Origin of the sequence: Rhodococcus tibetensis (assembly GCF_024438035.1) — a bacterium.
GTDB classification, from domain to species: domain Bacteria; phylum Actinomycetota; class Actinomycetes; order Mycobacteriales; family Mycobacteriaceae; genus Rhodococcus_F; species Rhodococcus_F tibetensis.
Window position 1 is genome coordinate 34,143 of record NZ_JANFQF010000009.1, and the last position, 17,183, is coordinate 51,325.

At 67.5% G+C, this 17,183-nt stretch carries 1 protein-coding gene (only partly in view); it reads right to left on the bottom strand.

Features of this window, described 5'->3' with window-relative positions; all coding sequences use genetic code 11:
* Positions 1 to 17,171, bottom strand: the 5' portion of a protein-coding gene (locus tag NOF53_RS12540) for a non-ribosomal peptide synthetase (protein WP_255968684.1). Its footprint begins 12,343 nt before the window's first position; only the first 17,171 of its 29,514 coding nucleotides appear in the window; its start codon is at positions 17,169 to 17,171; its stop codon lies beyond the left edge, outside the window.
* Positions 17,172 to 17,183: the final 12 nt, after the last annotated feature.

Here is a 17,183-nt window from a genome sequence, read left to right on the forward strand (position 1 = left end):
ATCCTGTGCACCGTCTGTTCGTCGAAGAGGTCCCGCGCGTAGCCGAGCTCGAGGTCGAGACCGGCCGGCGTGCCGTCGTCCGCGTGCCGCGCGGCCAGAACGAAGTTGAGATCGAATTTGGCGACGGGCGAGTCGATGTCGAGTGCCGAGACCTCGAGTCCCGGCAGCTCCAGCGTCGGGCTCTCGAGGTTCTGCAGCGCGAGCGCCACCTGGAACAGCGGGTGGAATGCAGTCGATCGGGTCGGGTTGATCACCTCGACGAGTTGCTCGAAGGGGACATCGACGTGGGAGAACGCCTCCAGATCGACCCTGCGGACCTCGCCCAGGAGGTCGGTGACCGTCGCGTGCGGTCGCACATCGGTACGCAACACCAGGGTGTTGACGAACATGCCGACGAGGGCATCGAGCGCCTGCTCGCCACGTCCGGCCACGGAGGTGCCGATGGCGATGTCCGCGCCCGCACCGAACCGCGCGAGCAGGGCGGCGAGGCCGGTGTGGATCACCATGAACAGGCTGGCGTTGTGGGTGCGGGCCAGTTCGAGCAGCGCGCGGTGGCGCTCGCCCTCGAGGAACAACCGCACGGTGCCGCCGCGATTCGACGGAACGGGCGGCCTGGGCCGATCGGTCGGCAGCGCAACGTGATCGGGCAGGCCGGCGAGCGTCTTCGTCCAGAACGCGATCTGCCCGGCCGCCAGGGACTGCGGGTCCGCCGCGTCCCCCAGCAGCGTCCGCTGCCATACCGCGTAGTCGGCGTACTGCACCGGTAGCGGCGCCCACACCGGGGGGCGGCCCGCGGCGTGGGAGGCGTAGGCCGTCATCACGTCCGTGGCCAGTGGAACGAAGGACCAACCGTCGGCGGAGATGTGGTGCACGACGAACAAGAGGATGTGCTCGGAGCGGCTCTCCCGGAAGAGGTGCACACGCAGCGGCGGCTCCGCGGTGACGTCGAAGCCGGTGGAGGCGTGCCGCAGGACGGCGGAGGTCAGATCCTCACCCGACAACCGCAACGGGGTCAGGTCGAGCGGGATCGTGTCGACGGGCACGATGACCTGTTCCGCGCCGTCGTCGGTCGGCGGATACACGGTGCGGAGGGTCTCGTGCCGGGCAAGCACGTCGGTGAGCGCCGCGCGCAGACTGGCGACGTCGATGCGCCCGGACATGCGCAGGGCGAGAGGGATGTTGTACGCCGGGGAGGTGGGATCGAACCGGTTGAGGAACCACATCCGCTGCTGCGCCGGCGACAACGGGATGCGGGCTGGGCGTATCGCCGGCACGAGTGCGGGGCGGTCGACGACGGTTCCGGACTCGGCGGCCGCTGCGAGCAGGCGCACGGTGGGATTGTCGAACAGGGTCCGGACCGAGACGCGGGTGCCGAGCGCCGAGCCGACACGCGAGACCACCTGGGTGGCGGACAGGGAGTTGCCGCCGAGGTCGAAGAAGTTGTCGTCCAGGCTGACCGAGCGCTCCCCCACCACGTCGGCGAACACCGCGGCGATAGTCTGCTGCTGTGGGGTTTCGGACGCAGCGAACTTGCCCTGGCGGGTGAAGACGGGTGCGGGCAAGGCGGCGCGGTCGAGTTTCCCGGCCGGGGTCAACGGTAGCGACTCGAGAACGACGATTGCCGAGGGCACCATGTACCCGGGCAGACTTTGTCCGGCGAACGCACTCAACGCCGAGGAATCCACTTCAGCGCCGGCGGCCGGAAGCACATACGACACCAGCCGGGTGAGACCCGCACCGTCGTCGTGCCCGACCGTGTGCGCGAACTCCACCCACTCGTGGCCCGACAGCACGGCGTCGATCTCGCCGAGCTCGATCCGGAACCCGCGAATCTTCACCTGGAAGTCGCTGCGCCCGAGGAACTCGAGAACATCGGTACCGACCGGGTCGCGTACCCACCGCACCACGTCGCCGGTGCGGTACATGCGCCTGCCCGATCCCGACGGATCTGCGACGAATCGCTCGGCCGTCAGCGCGGCGCGGCCTACGTACCCGCGGGCCACGCTCGGACCCGACACATACAGCTCACCCCGCACGCCCCGCGGGACCGGACGCAACCGTGTGTCGAGCACCAGCAGGTCCACCCCTACCGTCGGCGATCCGACCGTCACCGGCTCCCCCGCCACCAACGGCGCGGTCGCCGAAGACATGATCGTGGTCTCGCTGGGCCCGTACGCATTGACCATCCGCCGGCCCGGCGCCCACCGCGCCACCAACTCCGGTGGACACACGTCCCCCGCCACCACCACCGTCTCGAGATGGTCGAGGCCACGCTGATCCACCGACGCCAACGCCGCGGGTGTGCAGAACGCATGTGTGATCCGCTGCTCGGCCACGAACTCCGCCAGTTCCCCACCACCGAAGATCGTCGGCGGGGCCACCACCATCGTCGCCCCCGCACCGATGGCCATCATCCATTCGAACACCGAGGCGTCGAAGCTGGGGGACGCGAAATGCAGGGTCCGCGACTGCGCCGTGACCGCAAGCCGATCCCGTTCGTCCGCAACAAGATTGACGAGGCCGCGATGAGTGACCGCGACACCCTTCGGTCGTCCTGTCGACCCCGACGTGTAGATCACATATGCCGGATGGTCCACCGACAGCGCCGCACCACGGTCCGTATCCGTCACCGGCAGGCGCGGATAGGTCGCCAGCATCGACTGCACCTCGGCGTCGTCGAGAACGATCCACTCCACACCGTCGGGCAGTCCCGCGCGCACCGCCGCCGTGGTGATCCCCACCGGGGAGCCGCAGTCTTCGAGCATGTGCACGATCCGCTCGGCCGGATACCCGGGATCCACCGGCACGAACGCGGCCCCGGATTTCACCACCGCCCAGACGCTCGACACCGATTCGAGCGAACGCGGCAGCGCCACCGCCACCGTCACCTCGGGACCCACCTGAAGGTCGACCAGCAGCCGCGCCAACTGCGTCGAGGATTCGTCCAGTTCCCGGTACGAGAGCGACGCCCACACACCGGAAACCGAGGGCCCCGTCACCGCCACACCGTCCGGATTGCTCCGCACCGCTCCGGCAAGCAATTGCGGCAACGGCACCGGTTCGAAGCCCGACCTGCCTGAGGCCGGCACCATGGCGGCGCGCTCGTCCGACTCGAGAATGTCGACGTCGCCGACGACGACGTCCGGATCGGTGACGATCGCGGCGAGGATCTTCTGGAATCGCCGCGCGAAGCCGCGCACTGTGGCGTCATCGAACAGCTCTGTGGCATAGACGAATTCCGCGCGGATACCGGAAGGTGCACCGCCCTCGTCGACGTTCTCACCCAAGGTCAGCTGGAGGTCGATCTTGGCGACGCCCGGGTCGATGTCTTCGACCCCGACCTGCAGGCCCGGGAGGTCGTAGGTGCCGGTGGGCATCGGGTTCACCGACAGGGCGACCTGGTAAATCGGGTGATGGGCGGTGGTGCGGACGGGGGCGAGGACGTCGACGAGCCGCTCGAACGGAACGTCCGCCGAACCGAATGCCTCGAGGTCGGCGTCCCGCACCCGGCCGAGGAGCTCGCGGAAGCTGTCACCGCCGAAGAGCGGAGTACGCAGGACGAGGGTGTTGACGAACATCCCGACGAGATCGTCGAGGGCCCGCTCGCCGCGTCCGGCGATCGGACTTCCGATGACGACGTCGTCGGTGGCGGCCAACCGTCCCAGCAGGAGGGCGAACGCAGCGTGCGTCACCATGAAGGTGGTGGCCCCGTGCTGACGAGCCAACCGGTCGATGCCGCGGTGGATCTCGGGGTCGATCTCGAAGGCGACCGTTGCCCCGGCGAACGCCGGTTGCGGCGGGCGAGGCCGGTCGAATGGAAGCCGGAGTTCGTCGGGGGCGCCGGCGAGGGTATTCGTCCAATGCGCGAGTTGCGTCGACATCAGGGAATCGACGTCGTCCTCGGTGCCGAGAACCTCTCGCTGCCAGAGGGTGAAGTCGGCGTACTGCACCGGCAGCGGCGCCCACTGCGCGGCCACGCCGGCCGTGCCCGCCGCGTAGGCGGTCACGACGTCGCGGCTGAGCGGTCCGAACGACCAGCCGTCGGCCGCGATGTGGTGCAGCGTGATCGCCAGCACGTGCTCGGCGGGTCCCGTGCGGACGAGCAGTGCACGCACAGGTAATTCGACCGTCACATCGAATCCCCGAGACGCGAAGGCGATGATCCGGGCGCCGAGTTCGTCCTCGGTCGCCTCGACGCTCTCGACTGTGACGGCCGCATCGGCTGGCGAAAGCACGACCTGCCCGGGTCCGTCCTCGGTCTCCGGGAAAACGGTGCGCAGTGATTCGTGCCGCGTAACGACGTCCTCTACTGCCGACGCCAGCGCCTGCGCGTCGAGTGCACCGGACAGGCGCACCGCGAAGGGCAGGTTGTAGGCGGGTGAGGTGGTGTCGAATTGGTTGAGGAACCACATCCGCTGCTGCGCCGGCGAAAGCGGAATGCGCTCGGGTCGAGGCGCCGCGGTCAGCGCGGGGCGGCCCTCGCTCGACCCTGGCCGCGCCAGGCGCAAAGCCAACGCGGCCACGGTGGGGGCGTCGAAGACGTCACGGACCGACAGCCTGCTGCCGGACATTTCCGTGAGCCGCGCCGCCACCCGCGTGACGGACAACGAGTTCCCGCCGAGGTCGAAGAAGCTGTCGTGCGCACCGACCCGGTTTGCCTGGAGCACTTCTGCGAAAACGGCAGCCACCGACTGCTCGTGCGGAGTGCGCGGTGCCAGGTATTCGGTGTCGGCTGCGGCGAATTCGGGTGCGGGGAGTGCTTTCCGGTCGAGCTTGCCGCTGGTGTTGAGCGGGAACTCGTCGAGGAGCACGATCACGGACGGCACCATGTACGACGGCAATGCCCCCGACGCATGGGTACGTAACACCGAGACATCGAATACCCCGTCCGCGGTGACATAAGCGACCAGATGATCGCCGGTGGAGGCGTCGGCGTACACGGTTACCGCCGCACCCGTCACCGCCGGATGCGCCCGCAGCACGGTCTCGATCTCGCCGAGTTCGATGCGCTGACCACGGAACTTGACCTGGAAGTCGGTGCGGCCGAGATACTCGAGCACCCCATTCCTACGACGCCGCACCAGATCACCCGTGCGATACATGCGCGCACCCGACTCCCCGAACGGATTCGCCAGGAACCGATCCGCGGTGAGATCGACCCGCCCCAAATACCCGCGCGCCAACTGAACACCACCGAGGTACAACTCCCCCACCACCCCCGCCGGCACCGGATGCAACCGCGAATCGAGGACATAGGCCTGGGTATTCCACTCCGGAACACCGATCGGCACCGTCACCGTGTCGGCGTCACTGGCCTCCCAGAACGTCACCGACACCGCGGCCTCGGTCGGGCCGTACAAGTTGTGCAGACGGGCAGAAGTCAACGCCCGGAACCGGACCACCGTCTCGGGAGGCAACGCCTCACCGATCACGAACACATGACGCAGACTCACACAAGACCCGGCAGGCACGGACGCGATGAACACATCGAGCATCGACGGCACGAAATCGGTGACCGTCACACCCCGCTCATCGATGACCTGCGCCAGATACCCCGGATCCCGGTGCCCGTCCGCCGTCGCCAGCACCATCGTCGCACCGACCTGCAACGGCCAAAAATATCCCCACACCGACACATCGAACGTCGTTGCCGTCTTCTGCAACAACACATCCCGACCAGTCAACCCGTACTCGGCCTGCATCCACAGCAACTGATTCACGATGCCCGCATGCGGCACCGCCACACCCTTCGGCTTCCCCGTCGACCCCGACGTGTAGATCACGTAGGCGGTGTTGCCTGCACGCAGCGGAAGCACCCGATCACCGTCGGTCACCGCGGTGTCCGCAAAGCCGGTGAGGTCGAGCGTATCGATGGCGACGATGTCGGCCCCCGACGGAAGCCCAGCGCGATCGGCCGCCGTACTCAGCACACACACCGGCCCCGCGGACCGGAGCACATAACCAATCCGCTCCCCCGGATGATCCGGGTCGACCGGCACATACGCACCACCCGCCTTGACCACCGCATACATCCCCACCACCAGATCGAGGGAACGCCGCATCGCCAACACCACCCGCGACTCCGGACCCACACCCCGCCCGATCAGATACCGCCCCAACCGATTCGCCCGCGCATCAAGCTCCGCATACGTCAACGACACACCCTCGAACACCACCGCCACCGCACCCGGCGTCCGCGCCACCTGAGCCTCGAACAAAACCGACAACGTCGCAGCCGGCACGGACCGATCAGTGCCGTTCCAGGCCACCAACGCGGAGCGTTCGGTGGCATCGAGCAGCGGAATGTCACCGACGCACACAGTCGGGTCCGCGGCGACGGCACCGAGAATCGTGCGGAAGCGTTCGGCAATGGCGGCGGCTGTCGACTCGTCGAACAGGTCGGCGGCATACATCAGCTGGGCCGAGATGCCGCCCGGCAGCCCGTCCTCGTCGAACTGTTCGACGAGGGTGAAATGCAGGTCGAACTTCGCGACGTCGAGGTTCGCGTCGATGCCGCGCAAGGTGAGACCGTCGAGTTCGAAGGCCGTCTGCTCGAGATTCTGGAAGGTGAGCATCACCTGGAAAAGTGGGTGGCGGGCGGCACTGCGGGTGGGACTGAGAATCTCGACCAACCGCTCGAACGGCACGTCCGTGTGAGAGAACGCTTCGAGGTCCGCGTGCCGCACTTGGTCCAGGAGATCGTGGAATGTCTTCCCAGGATCGACCTCCGCGCGGAGTACGACGGTGTTGACGAACATGCCGATCAGGTTGTCGAGTTCACGTTCACCGCGGCCTGCTACCGGGGTGCCGATCGTGACGACCGGTGTCGCACTTACACGACTGAGCAAGACACTGAGCGCGGAGTGCACGACCATGAACAGTGTCGACCGCTCGGACTGTGCGAGAGACGTCAGCGCTCGGTGCGTGGATCCGTCGATTGTGACGTCGACCTGGCCTCCGCGGTAGGACTGCTCAGCAGGTCGGGGACGGTCGGCCGGCAGGGGCAGCTCCTCGGGCAGCCCGGCGAGTGCAGTCGTCCAGTAGCCCACCTGCTGTGCAGCGAGCGAGTCGGGGTCGGATTCGTCACCGAGAAGTTCGCGCTGCCACAACGCATAGTCGGCGTACTGCACCGGCAAGGGTGACCAGGTGGGCCGTTCCCCGTGTGTGCGTGCCGCGTACGCCGTCATCGTGTCACGCACCATGGGGGCCATCGACCAGCCGTCCCCGGAAATATGGTGGACCACCAGCGCGAGGACGTGGTCGTCGACGTCGATCCGGAACAGGGCGACGCGGACGGGGAAGTCGGCCGTCACGTCGAAACCGGCGCCGAAGAACCCGGCGAGTTCGGTGTCGAGCCGGGCCTCGTCGACTGCGGTGATTGGCAACTCGGGAGTCGCGGAGTCGGTGTCGAGCACAACCTGGTGCGGTCCGGTCTCCGAGTCCGGGAACACGGTGCGCAGGGCTTCGTGCCGCTCGATCAGGTCCGCGACCGCTGCGGTGAGGGCGCCGATATCGAGTGCACCGGACAGGCGTACGGCGACCGGCAGGTTGTAGGCGGGTGAGGTGGTGTCGAATTGGTTGAGGAACCACATCCGCTGTTGCGCCGGCGACAGCGGAATCCGTTCCGGGCGTGGCCGCGGCGTCAGCGCGGGACGGACGTCATCAGCCTTGGTCCCCGACACCTTGGCCGCGAGTTCCGCCACCGTCGGCGCCTCGAAGAGATCCCGCACGCTCAGGGGCACTCCGAGGTCGGCGCGGATCCGGGACACCAGTTTGGTCGCGATCAGCGAGTTGCCGCCGAGTTCGAAGAAGCTGTCGTGAACGCTGACCTGCTCGAGTCCGAGAATGGCACCGAAGACGGTCGCCACCGCCTCCTCGACCGCGGTGGCGGGGGCGACGTAATCATTGGTCTGGGAGATGAATTCGGGTGCGGGGAGTGCTTTCCGGTCGAGCTTGCCGCTGGTGTTGAGCGGGAACTCGTCGAGGAGCACGATCACGGACGGCACCATGTACGACGGCAATGCCCCCGACGCATGGGTACGTAACACCGAGACATCGAATACCCCGTCCGCGGTGACATAAGCGACCAGATGATCGCCGGTGGAGGCGTCGGCGTACACGGTTACCGCCGCACCCGTCACCGCCGGATGCGCCCGCAGCACGGTCTCGATCTCGCCGAGTTCGATGCGCTGACCACGGAACTTGACCTGGAAGTCGGTGCGGCCGAGATACTCGAGCACCCCATTCCTACGACGCCGCACCAGATCACCCGTGCGATACATGCGCGCACCCGACTCCCCGAACGGATTCGCCAGGAACCGATCCGCGGTGAGATCGACCCGCCCCAAATACCCGCGCGCCAACTGAACACCACCGAGGTACAACTCCCCCACCACCCCCGCCGGCACCGGATGCAACCGCGAATCGAGGACATAGGCCTGGGTATTCCACTCCGGAACACCGATCGGCACCGTCACCGTGTCGGCGTCACTGGCCTCCCAGAACGTCACCGACACCGCGGCCTCGGTCGGGCCGTACAAGTTGTGCAGACGGGCAGAAGTCAACGCCCGGAACCGGACCACCGTCTCGGGAGGCAACGCCTCACCGATCACGAACACATGACGCAGACTCACACAAGACCCGGCAGGCACGGACGCGATGAACACATCGAGCATCGACGGCACGAAATCGGTGACCGTCACACCCCGCTCATCGATGACCTGCGCCAGATACCCCGGATCCCGGTGCCCGTCCGCCGTCGCCAGCACCATCGTCGCACCGACCTGCAACGGCCAAAAATATCCCCACACCGACACATCGAACGTCGTTGCCGTCTTCTGCAACAACACATCCCGACCAGTCAACCCGTACTCGGCCTGCATCCACAGCAACTGATTCACGATGCCCGCATGCGGCACCGCCACACCCTTCGGCTTCCCCGTCGACCCCGACGTGTAGATCACGTAGGCGGTGTTGCCTGCACGCAGCGGAAGCACCCGATCACCGTCGGTCACCGCGGTGTCCGCAAAGCCGGTGAGGTCGAGCGTATCGATGGCGACGATGTCGGCCCCCGACGGAAGCCCAGCGCGATCGGCCGCCGTACTCAGCACACACACCGGCCCCGCGGACCGGAGCACATAACCAATCCGCTCCCCCGGATGATCCGGGTCGACCGGCACATACGCACCACCCGCCTTGACCACCGCATACATCCCCACCACCAGATCGAGGGAACGCCGCATCGCCAACACCACCCGCGACTCCGGACCCACACCCCGCCCGATCAGATACCGCCCCAACCGATTCGCCCGCGCATCAAGCTCCGCATACGTCAACGACACACCCTCGAACACCACCGCCACCGCACCCGGCGTCCGCGCCACCTGAGCCTCGAACAAAACCGACAACGTCGCAGCCGGCACGGACCGATCAGTGCCGTTCCAGGCCACCAATTCACGCGCGCGCACCGCAGGATCGGTGATCGCCACGTCTCCGACCGCGATGTCGGGTTCGGCGGTGACAGACTCGAGGATCCGGACGAACTGCGCCGCGAAACCCTGAACCGTGGATTCATCGAAAAGATCTGCCGCGTAGTTGAATTGCGCCCCGATCGGTCCGGGATGGCCGTCACCGTGGGTTTCGGTGAGCACGAGCTGCAAATCGAACGCGGCGACGTCGGGCACGATCGGCTCACTCGACACCGACAACCCGGGCAGTTCCAGGTGAGCGGGAGCGTGATTCTGGAAGAACAGCGCCACCTGGAACAGCGGATGGTGTGCGGTGGTGCGGGTGGGATCGAGATGCTCCACCAGCCGCTCGAACGGGATCTCGGCGTGGCCGAAGGCCCCCAGGTCGACCTCACGCACGCGGTCCAGCAGTGCGGTGAACGACATCGCCGGGTCGACCTCGGTACGCAGGACGAGGGTGTTGACGAACATGCCGACCAGGTCGTCGAGTTCACGATCTCCTCGCCCCGCGACGGGGGTGCCGATCGCGATGTCCCGGGACGCACTCAATCGGCTCAGGAGCAGGGCCAATGCCGAATGCGCCACCATGAACAGGGTCACGTTCTGCGCGCGGGCGAATGCGAGAAGTCGATCGTGCAGGTCGGCGGAAAGTTCCCAGGCCAGTGTCGAACCACCCTGGGACGCCGCGGCGGGTCGGGGACGGTCGGTGGGCAGGTCGAGGCTGTCCGGCAGACCTGCCAGCGCGGTGCCCCAGTACGCCAGTTGCTGCGCCGCCCGCGACTGCGGGTCGTCCTCGTCGCCGAGCAGTGCTCGCTGCCACAGGGTGTAGTCGGCGTACTGCACCGATAGCGGCGACCACGGCACGTCGTGTCCGGCACTGTGCGCCGCGTAGGCGAGCATCAGGTCGCGCGACAAGGGGGCGAACGACCAGCCGTCGGCGGCGATGTGATGGAGAACCAACGCGAGGACGTGTTCACCGGGCCGCGTTCGGAAGAGCCGGGCGCGCACGGGGATGTCGGTAGTGACGTCGAAACCGGCGAGAACGAACTGACGGATCGCATCGTCGAGTCGCTCGACGTTCACCTCGGTGGCGGTAACCGCGACATCAACCTCACCGGGGTCGAGAACCTGCTGCCACGGTCCGGTGTCGGAATCGGGGAAGACGGTGCGCAGCGATTCGTGCCGCGCGAGAACGTCGCACACGGCCCGACCGAGTGCGTCGACATCCAGGTCCCCCGAGAACCGCACGGCGAGAGGAAGATTGTGGACGGGGCTGCCGGTGTCGAATTGGTTGAGGAACCATACCCGCTGCTGGGCGGAAGACAACGGGACGCGTTCCGGCCGGGTTCGACCGGGCAGCGGCGGGAGATCGGAGCGAAGGTGGCGACCGGCACCTTCGAATCGTTTCGCGAGGGCGCCGACGGTCGGCGAGTCGAAGATGTCACGCAGTGACACCGGAATCTCCGCGGCCGTGCGGAGCCGGGACACCAGACGGGTGGCGACGAGCGAGTTGCCGCCGAGTTCGAAGAAGTTGTCGGTCAGCCCGGCCCGGTCGAGTTCGAGCACGTCGGCGAACGCCTCGGCTACCGCGATCTCGGTGGGCGTCCGCGGCGCCACATACTCGGCGGTGACGGCCTCGATGACCGGGGCGGGCAGGGCGGTGCGGTCGAGTTTGCCGTTGGACGACACCGGCAGATCCTCGAGCGAAACCACGTACGCCGGGACCATGTACGTCGGCAGCATCGCGGATACGTGCTCGCGCAACGCAGCGGTGGTCACCTGCTCCTCGCCCACGACATACGCGACGAGGGCTTCCTGGCCGCAGTCGTCGCGGTGCACCGTCACCACCGCGCGACGAACATCCGGGTGCGATTCGTAGGCGCTCTCGATTTCCCCCAGCTCGATGCGCTGCCCGCGCAACTTCACCTGGAAATCGGTGCGGCCGAGATACTCCACGGCACCGTCTGGGCGGCGCCGCACCAGATCACCCGTCCGGTACATCCGGGCACCCACCGCGAACGGATCGGCGACGAACCGGTCTGCCGACAGATCGGCACGGTTGAGATAACCACGCGCCAGCTGAGCGCCCGCGAGGTAGAGCTCACCGGCCACTCCGGCGGGCACCGGATGCAGCCGGGCGTCGAGCACGTGCAGTCGGGTGTTCCACACCGGTCGGCCGATGGGCACCGTCACGGTGTCTGCGGCGCTGGTGTGCCAGTAGGTGACGTCGACTGCGGCCTCGGTCGGCCCGTATAGGTTGTGCAGATCGGCGTCGCTGATCGCCCGGAATCTGGCTGCCTGGTCCGGTGTCAGCGCCTCACCCGAGCAGAACACCATCCGCAACGAACTGCACTGCGCTGCCGAGGGTTCGGTTGTAAACGTCGATAGCATCGAGGGCACGAAATGCATCACGGTGATGCGGTGCCGACGCACGAGGGCGGCGAGATACTCGGGGTCGCGGTGCCCGTCCGGTACGGCGATCACCAGTGTCGCGCCGACCTGAAGGGGCCAGAACAGCTCCCACACCGACACATCGAACGTCACCGGTGTCTTCTGCACCACCGCGTCGGCGGACGTCAGGGCGTATTCCTCCTGCGCCCACAACAGCCGGTTCACGATCGCCCCGTGGGTGACCGCCACCCCCTTCGGTCGTCCCGTCGAGCCCGACGTGAAGATGACGTAGGCGGTTTGTTCAGGAGCCGGGGAAACGGGGAGCTCGCCGGAATCGACATTCGACAGGTCGAGGGTGTCGACGTTCAGTACCGGTGAGTCGGTGACCCACTCGACGCCTTCGGTGCTGCGGGTGAGGATGCACTCCGGCTGGGCAGTCTCGAGAACGTAGGTGGTGCGATTCACCGGGTGGTCCGGGTCGACCGGAAGGTAGGCGGCGCCTGCTTTCAGGATCGCGTAAATGGCGACCATGAGGTCGAGCGAGCGCCGTATGCCCACGGCGACCACCGATTCCGGTCCCACGCCTTCCGAAACCAGGTGGTGGGCAAGGCGGTTGCTGCGCTCGTCGAATTCCGCGTAAGTGAGCCACTCGTCGTCGAATACCAGTGCCACGGCGTCTGGGGTCGCGGCGGCACCGGCTGCGAACAGCGACACCAACGTGTCGGTGGGCACAGGATGATCGGTGGCATTGAGTGCGGCGAGGGCAGCTCGTTCCGGTTCTTCGAGCAGGTCGATGTCGCCGATGGTGACCGGTTCGTCGCCGAGTACAGCATCGAGGATCCTGCCGAACCGTGCTCCCATCGCGACGACGGTGCGTTCGTCGAACAGGTCGGTCGCGTAGGAGAGGTCTATCGACATCCCCGAAGCCCGGCCGTCGGTGTCGAAGTGCTCGACGACGGTGAACTGGAGGTCGAATTTCGCGAGATGGACGTCGATCTCGGCTGCCTCGACGGCGAGGCCGTCGAGTTCGACACTGGTGGTCGCGGTGTTCTGGAACGAGAGCATCACCTGGAACAGCGGGTGATACGCCGACGATCGGGCGGGGCTGAGTACTTCCACGAGACGCTCGAAGGGGACGTCACCATGGGAGAAAGCGGACAGGTCGGCGGTGCGGACGCGGCCGAGTAGGTCGGCGAAGGTGTCGCCCGCTTCGACGGAGGTCCGCAGCACCAGGGTGTTGACGAACATGCCGACGAGGTTGTCGAGTTCCTCCTCACCGCGGCCGGCGATCGGGGTGCCGATCACGATGTCCGAACCGGCGCCGAGGCGATGCAACAGAACGGCCAGGGCAGCGTGGGTCACCATGAACGGCGTGGCGCCGGTGCGGTGAGCAAGTTGCGTCAACCGCTCGTGGAGGACGGCCGAGGCCGTGAAGCCGACTCGGCCGCCGCGATGCGACATCTCGGCAGGACGGGGACGGTCGGTGGGCAGGTCGAGCACCTGCGGCAGACCGGAGAGAACGGCCTGCCAATGGCTCAGCTGCCGGGCGGCCACACTGTCCGGATCGGTTTCCGCGCCGAGCAGTTCACGTTGCCAGAGCGTGTAGTCGGCGTACTGCACGGGCAGCGGCGCCCAGGTCGGTGTCTGCCCGTGGGCGCGCGCCGCGTACGCAACCATCACGTCGGCGGCGAGGGGCGTCATCGACCACCCGTCGGCGGCGATGTGGTGAACGACCAGAACCAGGACGTGACGGTTGGGTGCCTCCCGGAACAGTCCCACCCGCAGCGGGGGGTCGGTTGTCAGGTCGAAGCCGGTGCCCCCCAGCGACGCCACCGCGGCCGTGAGGGAGTTGCCGTCCACCGCGACCGGCGGGTCGAGCGGCGGCACCGTCCCGGGCGGGAGAACCACCTGGTGTGGTCCGTCCGCGCTGTCCGGGAAGATTGTGCGTAGCGTTTCGTGGCGTTCCGCGGCATCGGTGAGTGCGCACCGCAGGGCGTCGTGGTCGAGGTCACCGGTGAGCCGGAGCGCGATCGGCAGGTTGTAGGCTGCGGACGCGGGATCGAACTGGTTGAGGAACCACATTCGTTGCTGCGCAACGGACAACGGAATCCGCTCGGGGCGCTCCCGTGGCCGCAGCACCGGTCGCGGGAGCGTGTCCGGAGTCGCCCCGGCCACGGCGATGGCCAGCTGGGCCACCGACGGCGACTCGAAGAGGTCACGGACGCCGATCCGCGCGCCCAGTGCGGCTCCGACTCGGGACACCACCTGGGTGGCCATCAACGAGTTGCCGCCCAGTTCGAAGAAGCTCGTCTCGACGCTCAACTCGTCGACGCCGAGGACGTTCCGGAAGATGCCGGCGAGCACCTCCTCGGTGACGGATCGGGGAGCCACGATCGCGGTGGACCGCTCGGCGAACACGGGTGCGGGTAAGGCATTCCGGTCGAGTTTGCCTGCCGGGGTGAGCGGCAACGAGTCGAGGACCATGATCGAGGACGGCACCATGTACGCGGGCAGACTCTGCCCGACGAACTCGGCCAGCGCCTTGATGTCGACCACGGAACCCGGTACAGGCAGCACATACGAGACGAGGCGAGCGGTTCCGGCGCCCTCGTGGCCGATCGTGCGGGCGAACTCCACCTGCGGATGCACGGACAGGGCCGCGTCGATCTCCCCCAGTTCGATCCGGAACCCGCGAATCTTCACCTGGTGGTCGCTGCGACCGAGGAAGTCGAGCACCGGTGTCCCGTCGGCCGCGGACACCCAGCGGACCACGTCGCCGGTGCGATACATCCGTCCGCCCGATCCGAACGGGCAGGCGACGAACCGTTCCGCCGTCAACCCGGCGCGGTGCACGTACCCCCGGGCCAGGCTCGTGCCGAGGACATACAGTTCCCCGCGAACCCCGACGGGAACGGGACGCAGCCGATGGTCGAGGACCACGAGATCGACACCGACGGTGGGTGCACCGATGGTCACCGGCTGCCCGGCTGTCAGAGCGGCGGTGGCCGAGGACATGATCGTCGTCTCGCTCGGGCCGTACGCATTGACCATCGTCCGGCCGGGCGCCCAGCGAGCGACCAGCTCCGGTGGGCACACGTCACCGGCGACGACGATCGTCCGAAGGTGTTGCAGAGTGCGATGATCGAGCGATGCCAGTGCGGCGGGCGTGCAGAAGGCGTGCGTGATCTGCTGCTCGGACAGGAACTCGGCCAGCTCGCCGCCACCGTAAATCGTGGTCGGCGCGATCACCAGTGCCGCACCCGCGCACAGCGCCATCACCAGCTCGAACACCGAGGCGTCGAAGCTCGGGGACGCGAAATGCAGTGTCCGCGACTCCGGTGTGACCGCCAGCCGGTCGCGTTCGTCCGCGGCCAGGTTCACCAGACCGCGGTGCGACACGGCCACACCCTTCGGTCGCCCCGTCGACCCGGACGTGTAGATGACGTACGCGGGGTGGTCCAACGACAGTGCCGCGGTGCGGTCGGCGTCGGCGACGGCATCCCTCGGGTAGGAGGCGAGGTCGGCCCGAAAATCGTCGTCGTCGAGGACGATCCAGTGCGTGCAGTCCGGCAGGTCTGCGCGCAGGGCCGCTGTGGTGATGCCGATCGGCGCCCCGCAGTTCTCGAGCATGTGCACGATTCGCTCGCGCGGATAGTTCGGGTCGACCGGAACGAATGCTGCTCCCGTCTTGGCCACCGCCCACACGCTCGACACCGATTCGAGCGAGCGGGGCACGGCCAGGGCGACGGAGACCTCGGGGCCGACCTGAAGGTCGATCAGCAAGCGCCCCAACTGGTTCGACTTCTCGTCCAGGGCGCGGTAGCTCAGGGTATCGGCGGCGACTCCCGGCCGGGGTGCGACGAGGGCGTCACCGTCCGGGTTGCTGCGGACCGCACCGGCGAGCAGCTCCGGCAGGGTGACCGGGGCGAATCCGGCGCGGCCGGTGGCAGGCACCAGGCTGCGGCGTTCGTTCTCGTCGAGAATCTCGAGGTCGCCGATCCGACCGGTGTCGGAGGTGACGAACTCGCCGAGGAATCGGGTGAACCGGGTGTGGTGCGCGTCGAGTGCGGTGTCCGAGTAGAGGTCCGGGTTGGCCTCGAAGTCGAGGTTGAGGCTGGTGCCCGCCACCCCGTGGTAGATGTTGACCGCCAGATCGCTGATCGGGCCCGTCGACAACAATTCCAGTCTGCCGACGATATCCCCGAGCGTGATTTCGTTGTGAAAGAGCATCACGTTGATCAGCGGTCCGTAGAAGCCCTGATGGTCGGTGCCGGCGTCGCGTCGGATGTCGATGTGCGGATACCGCTGATGGCGCAATGCGGCCGTCACCTCGAGCCGGACTGCCGCGACCAGGTCGGCACTCGTCATGTCGGGGCGGACCTGCAGTCGCAGGGGAACCACGTTCGACACCATGCCGCCGGAGCGGCGGAGCAACGCGGTGGTTCGGGCAGTGACCGGCAAGCTGACGGCCACGTCCCCGCGTCCTGTCATGCGTGAGAGGTAGGCGGCGAATGCCGCGATCACTTCGAACGCGACGGAGGAGGTATGCCGGTCGACTGCGGCGTCGAGGTGATCGACCAGGCTGCCGGGCAACTGGCTGCCCGTGGTACGACTCCGTGCGCGCGCCGGCGCGGTGCGGTCCACCAGGCTGTGCGGCTCGCCGATGTGGGAAACGCGCTCCGACCAGTACCGGCGATCGGTGTCGTAGCGGGCGGAGGTCCGGTAGTTGTGGTCCACGCCGGCGACCTCCGTCAGGTCTGCCGCCTTCGATGGCGCGGCGTTCACCCCTCGGACGGTGGCTGTGTAGAGCTCCGCCGCGCGGTCGACGAGCGTGACCGAACCCATGCCGTCGAGTGCGACGTGGTGTACGCGGCTGTACCAATAGTGTCGGTCGGGCGCGATCCGTAGCAGCGCGGAGGTCATCAACCGGTCACCGAACATATCGATCGGGACGGTGTACTCCTGCCGCATCCACTCCTGGGCGGCGGCGCGTGGGTCGGCTTCGTGCTGCAGATCGACGAAGCGCACCGACGCTTCGAGTGTGGGATCGACCACCTGATACGGCACGCCGTCGACCTCGACCAGGCGCAGGAATGCGGACCCGAGTTCGCGGCCGGCGGTGATCATCGACTCGGACAGCAGGGGCACGTCGAGATCGCCGACCAGTTCGACGCACTGGGCGATGTTGACCGGGACCGAAGGTTCGAGCTGCTGAGCGAACCACATTCCCTGCTGCGCGGCGGAAAGGGGGAAGGCACCATCGGGGAGGCCACCTGATCCGGGCAGTACCGGACCCGGCACAGAGTCGACCACCCGTTCACCCCC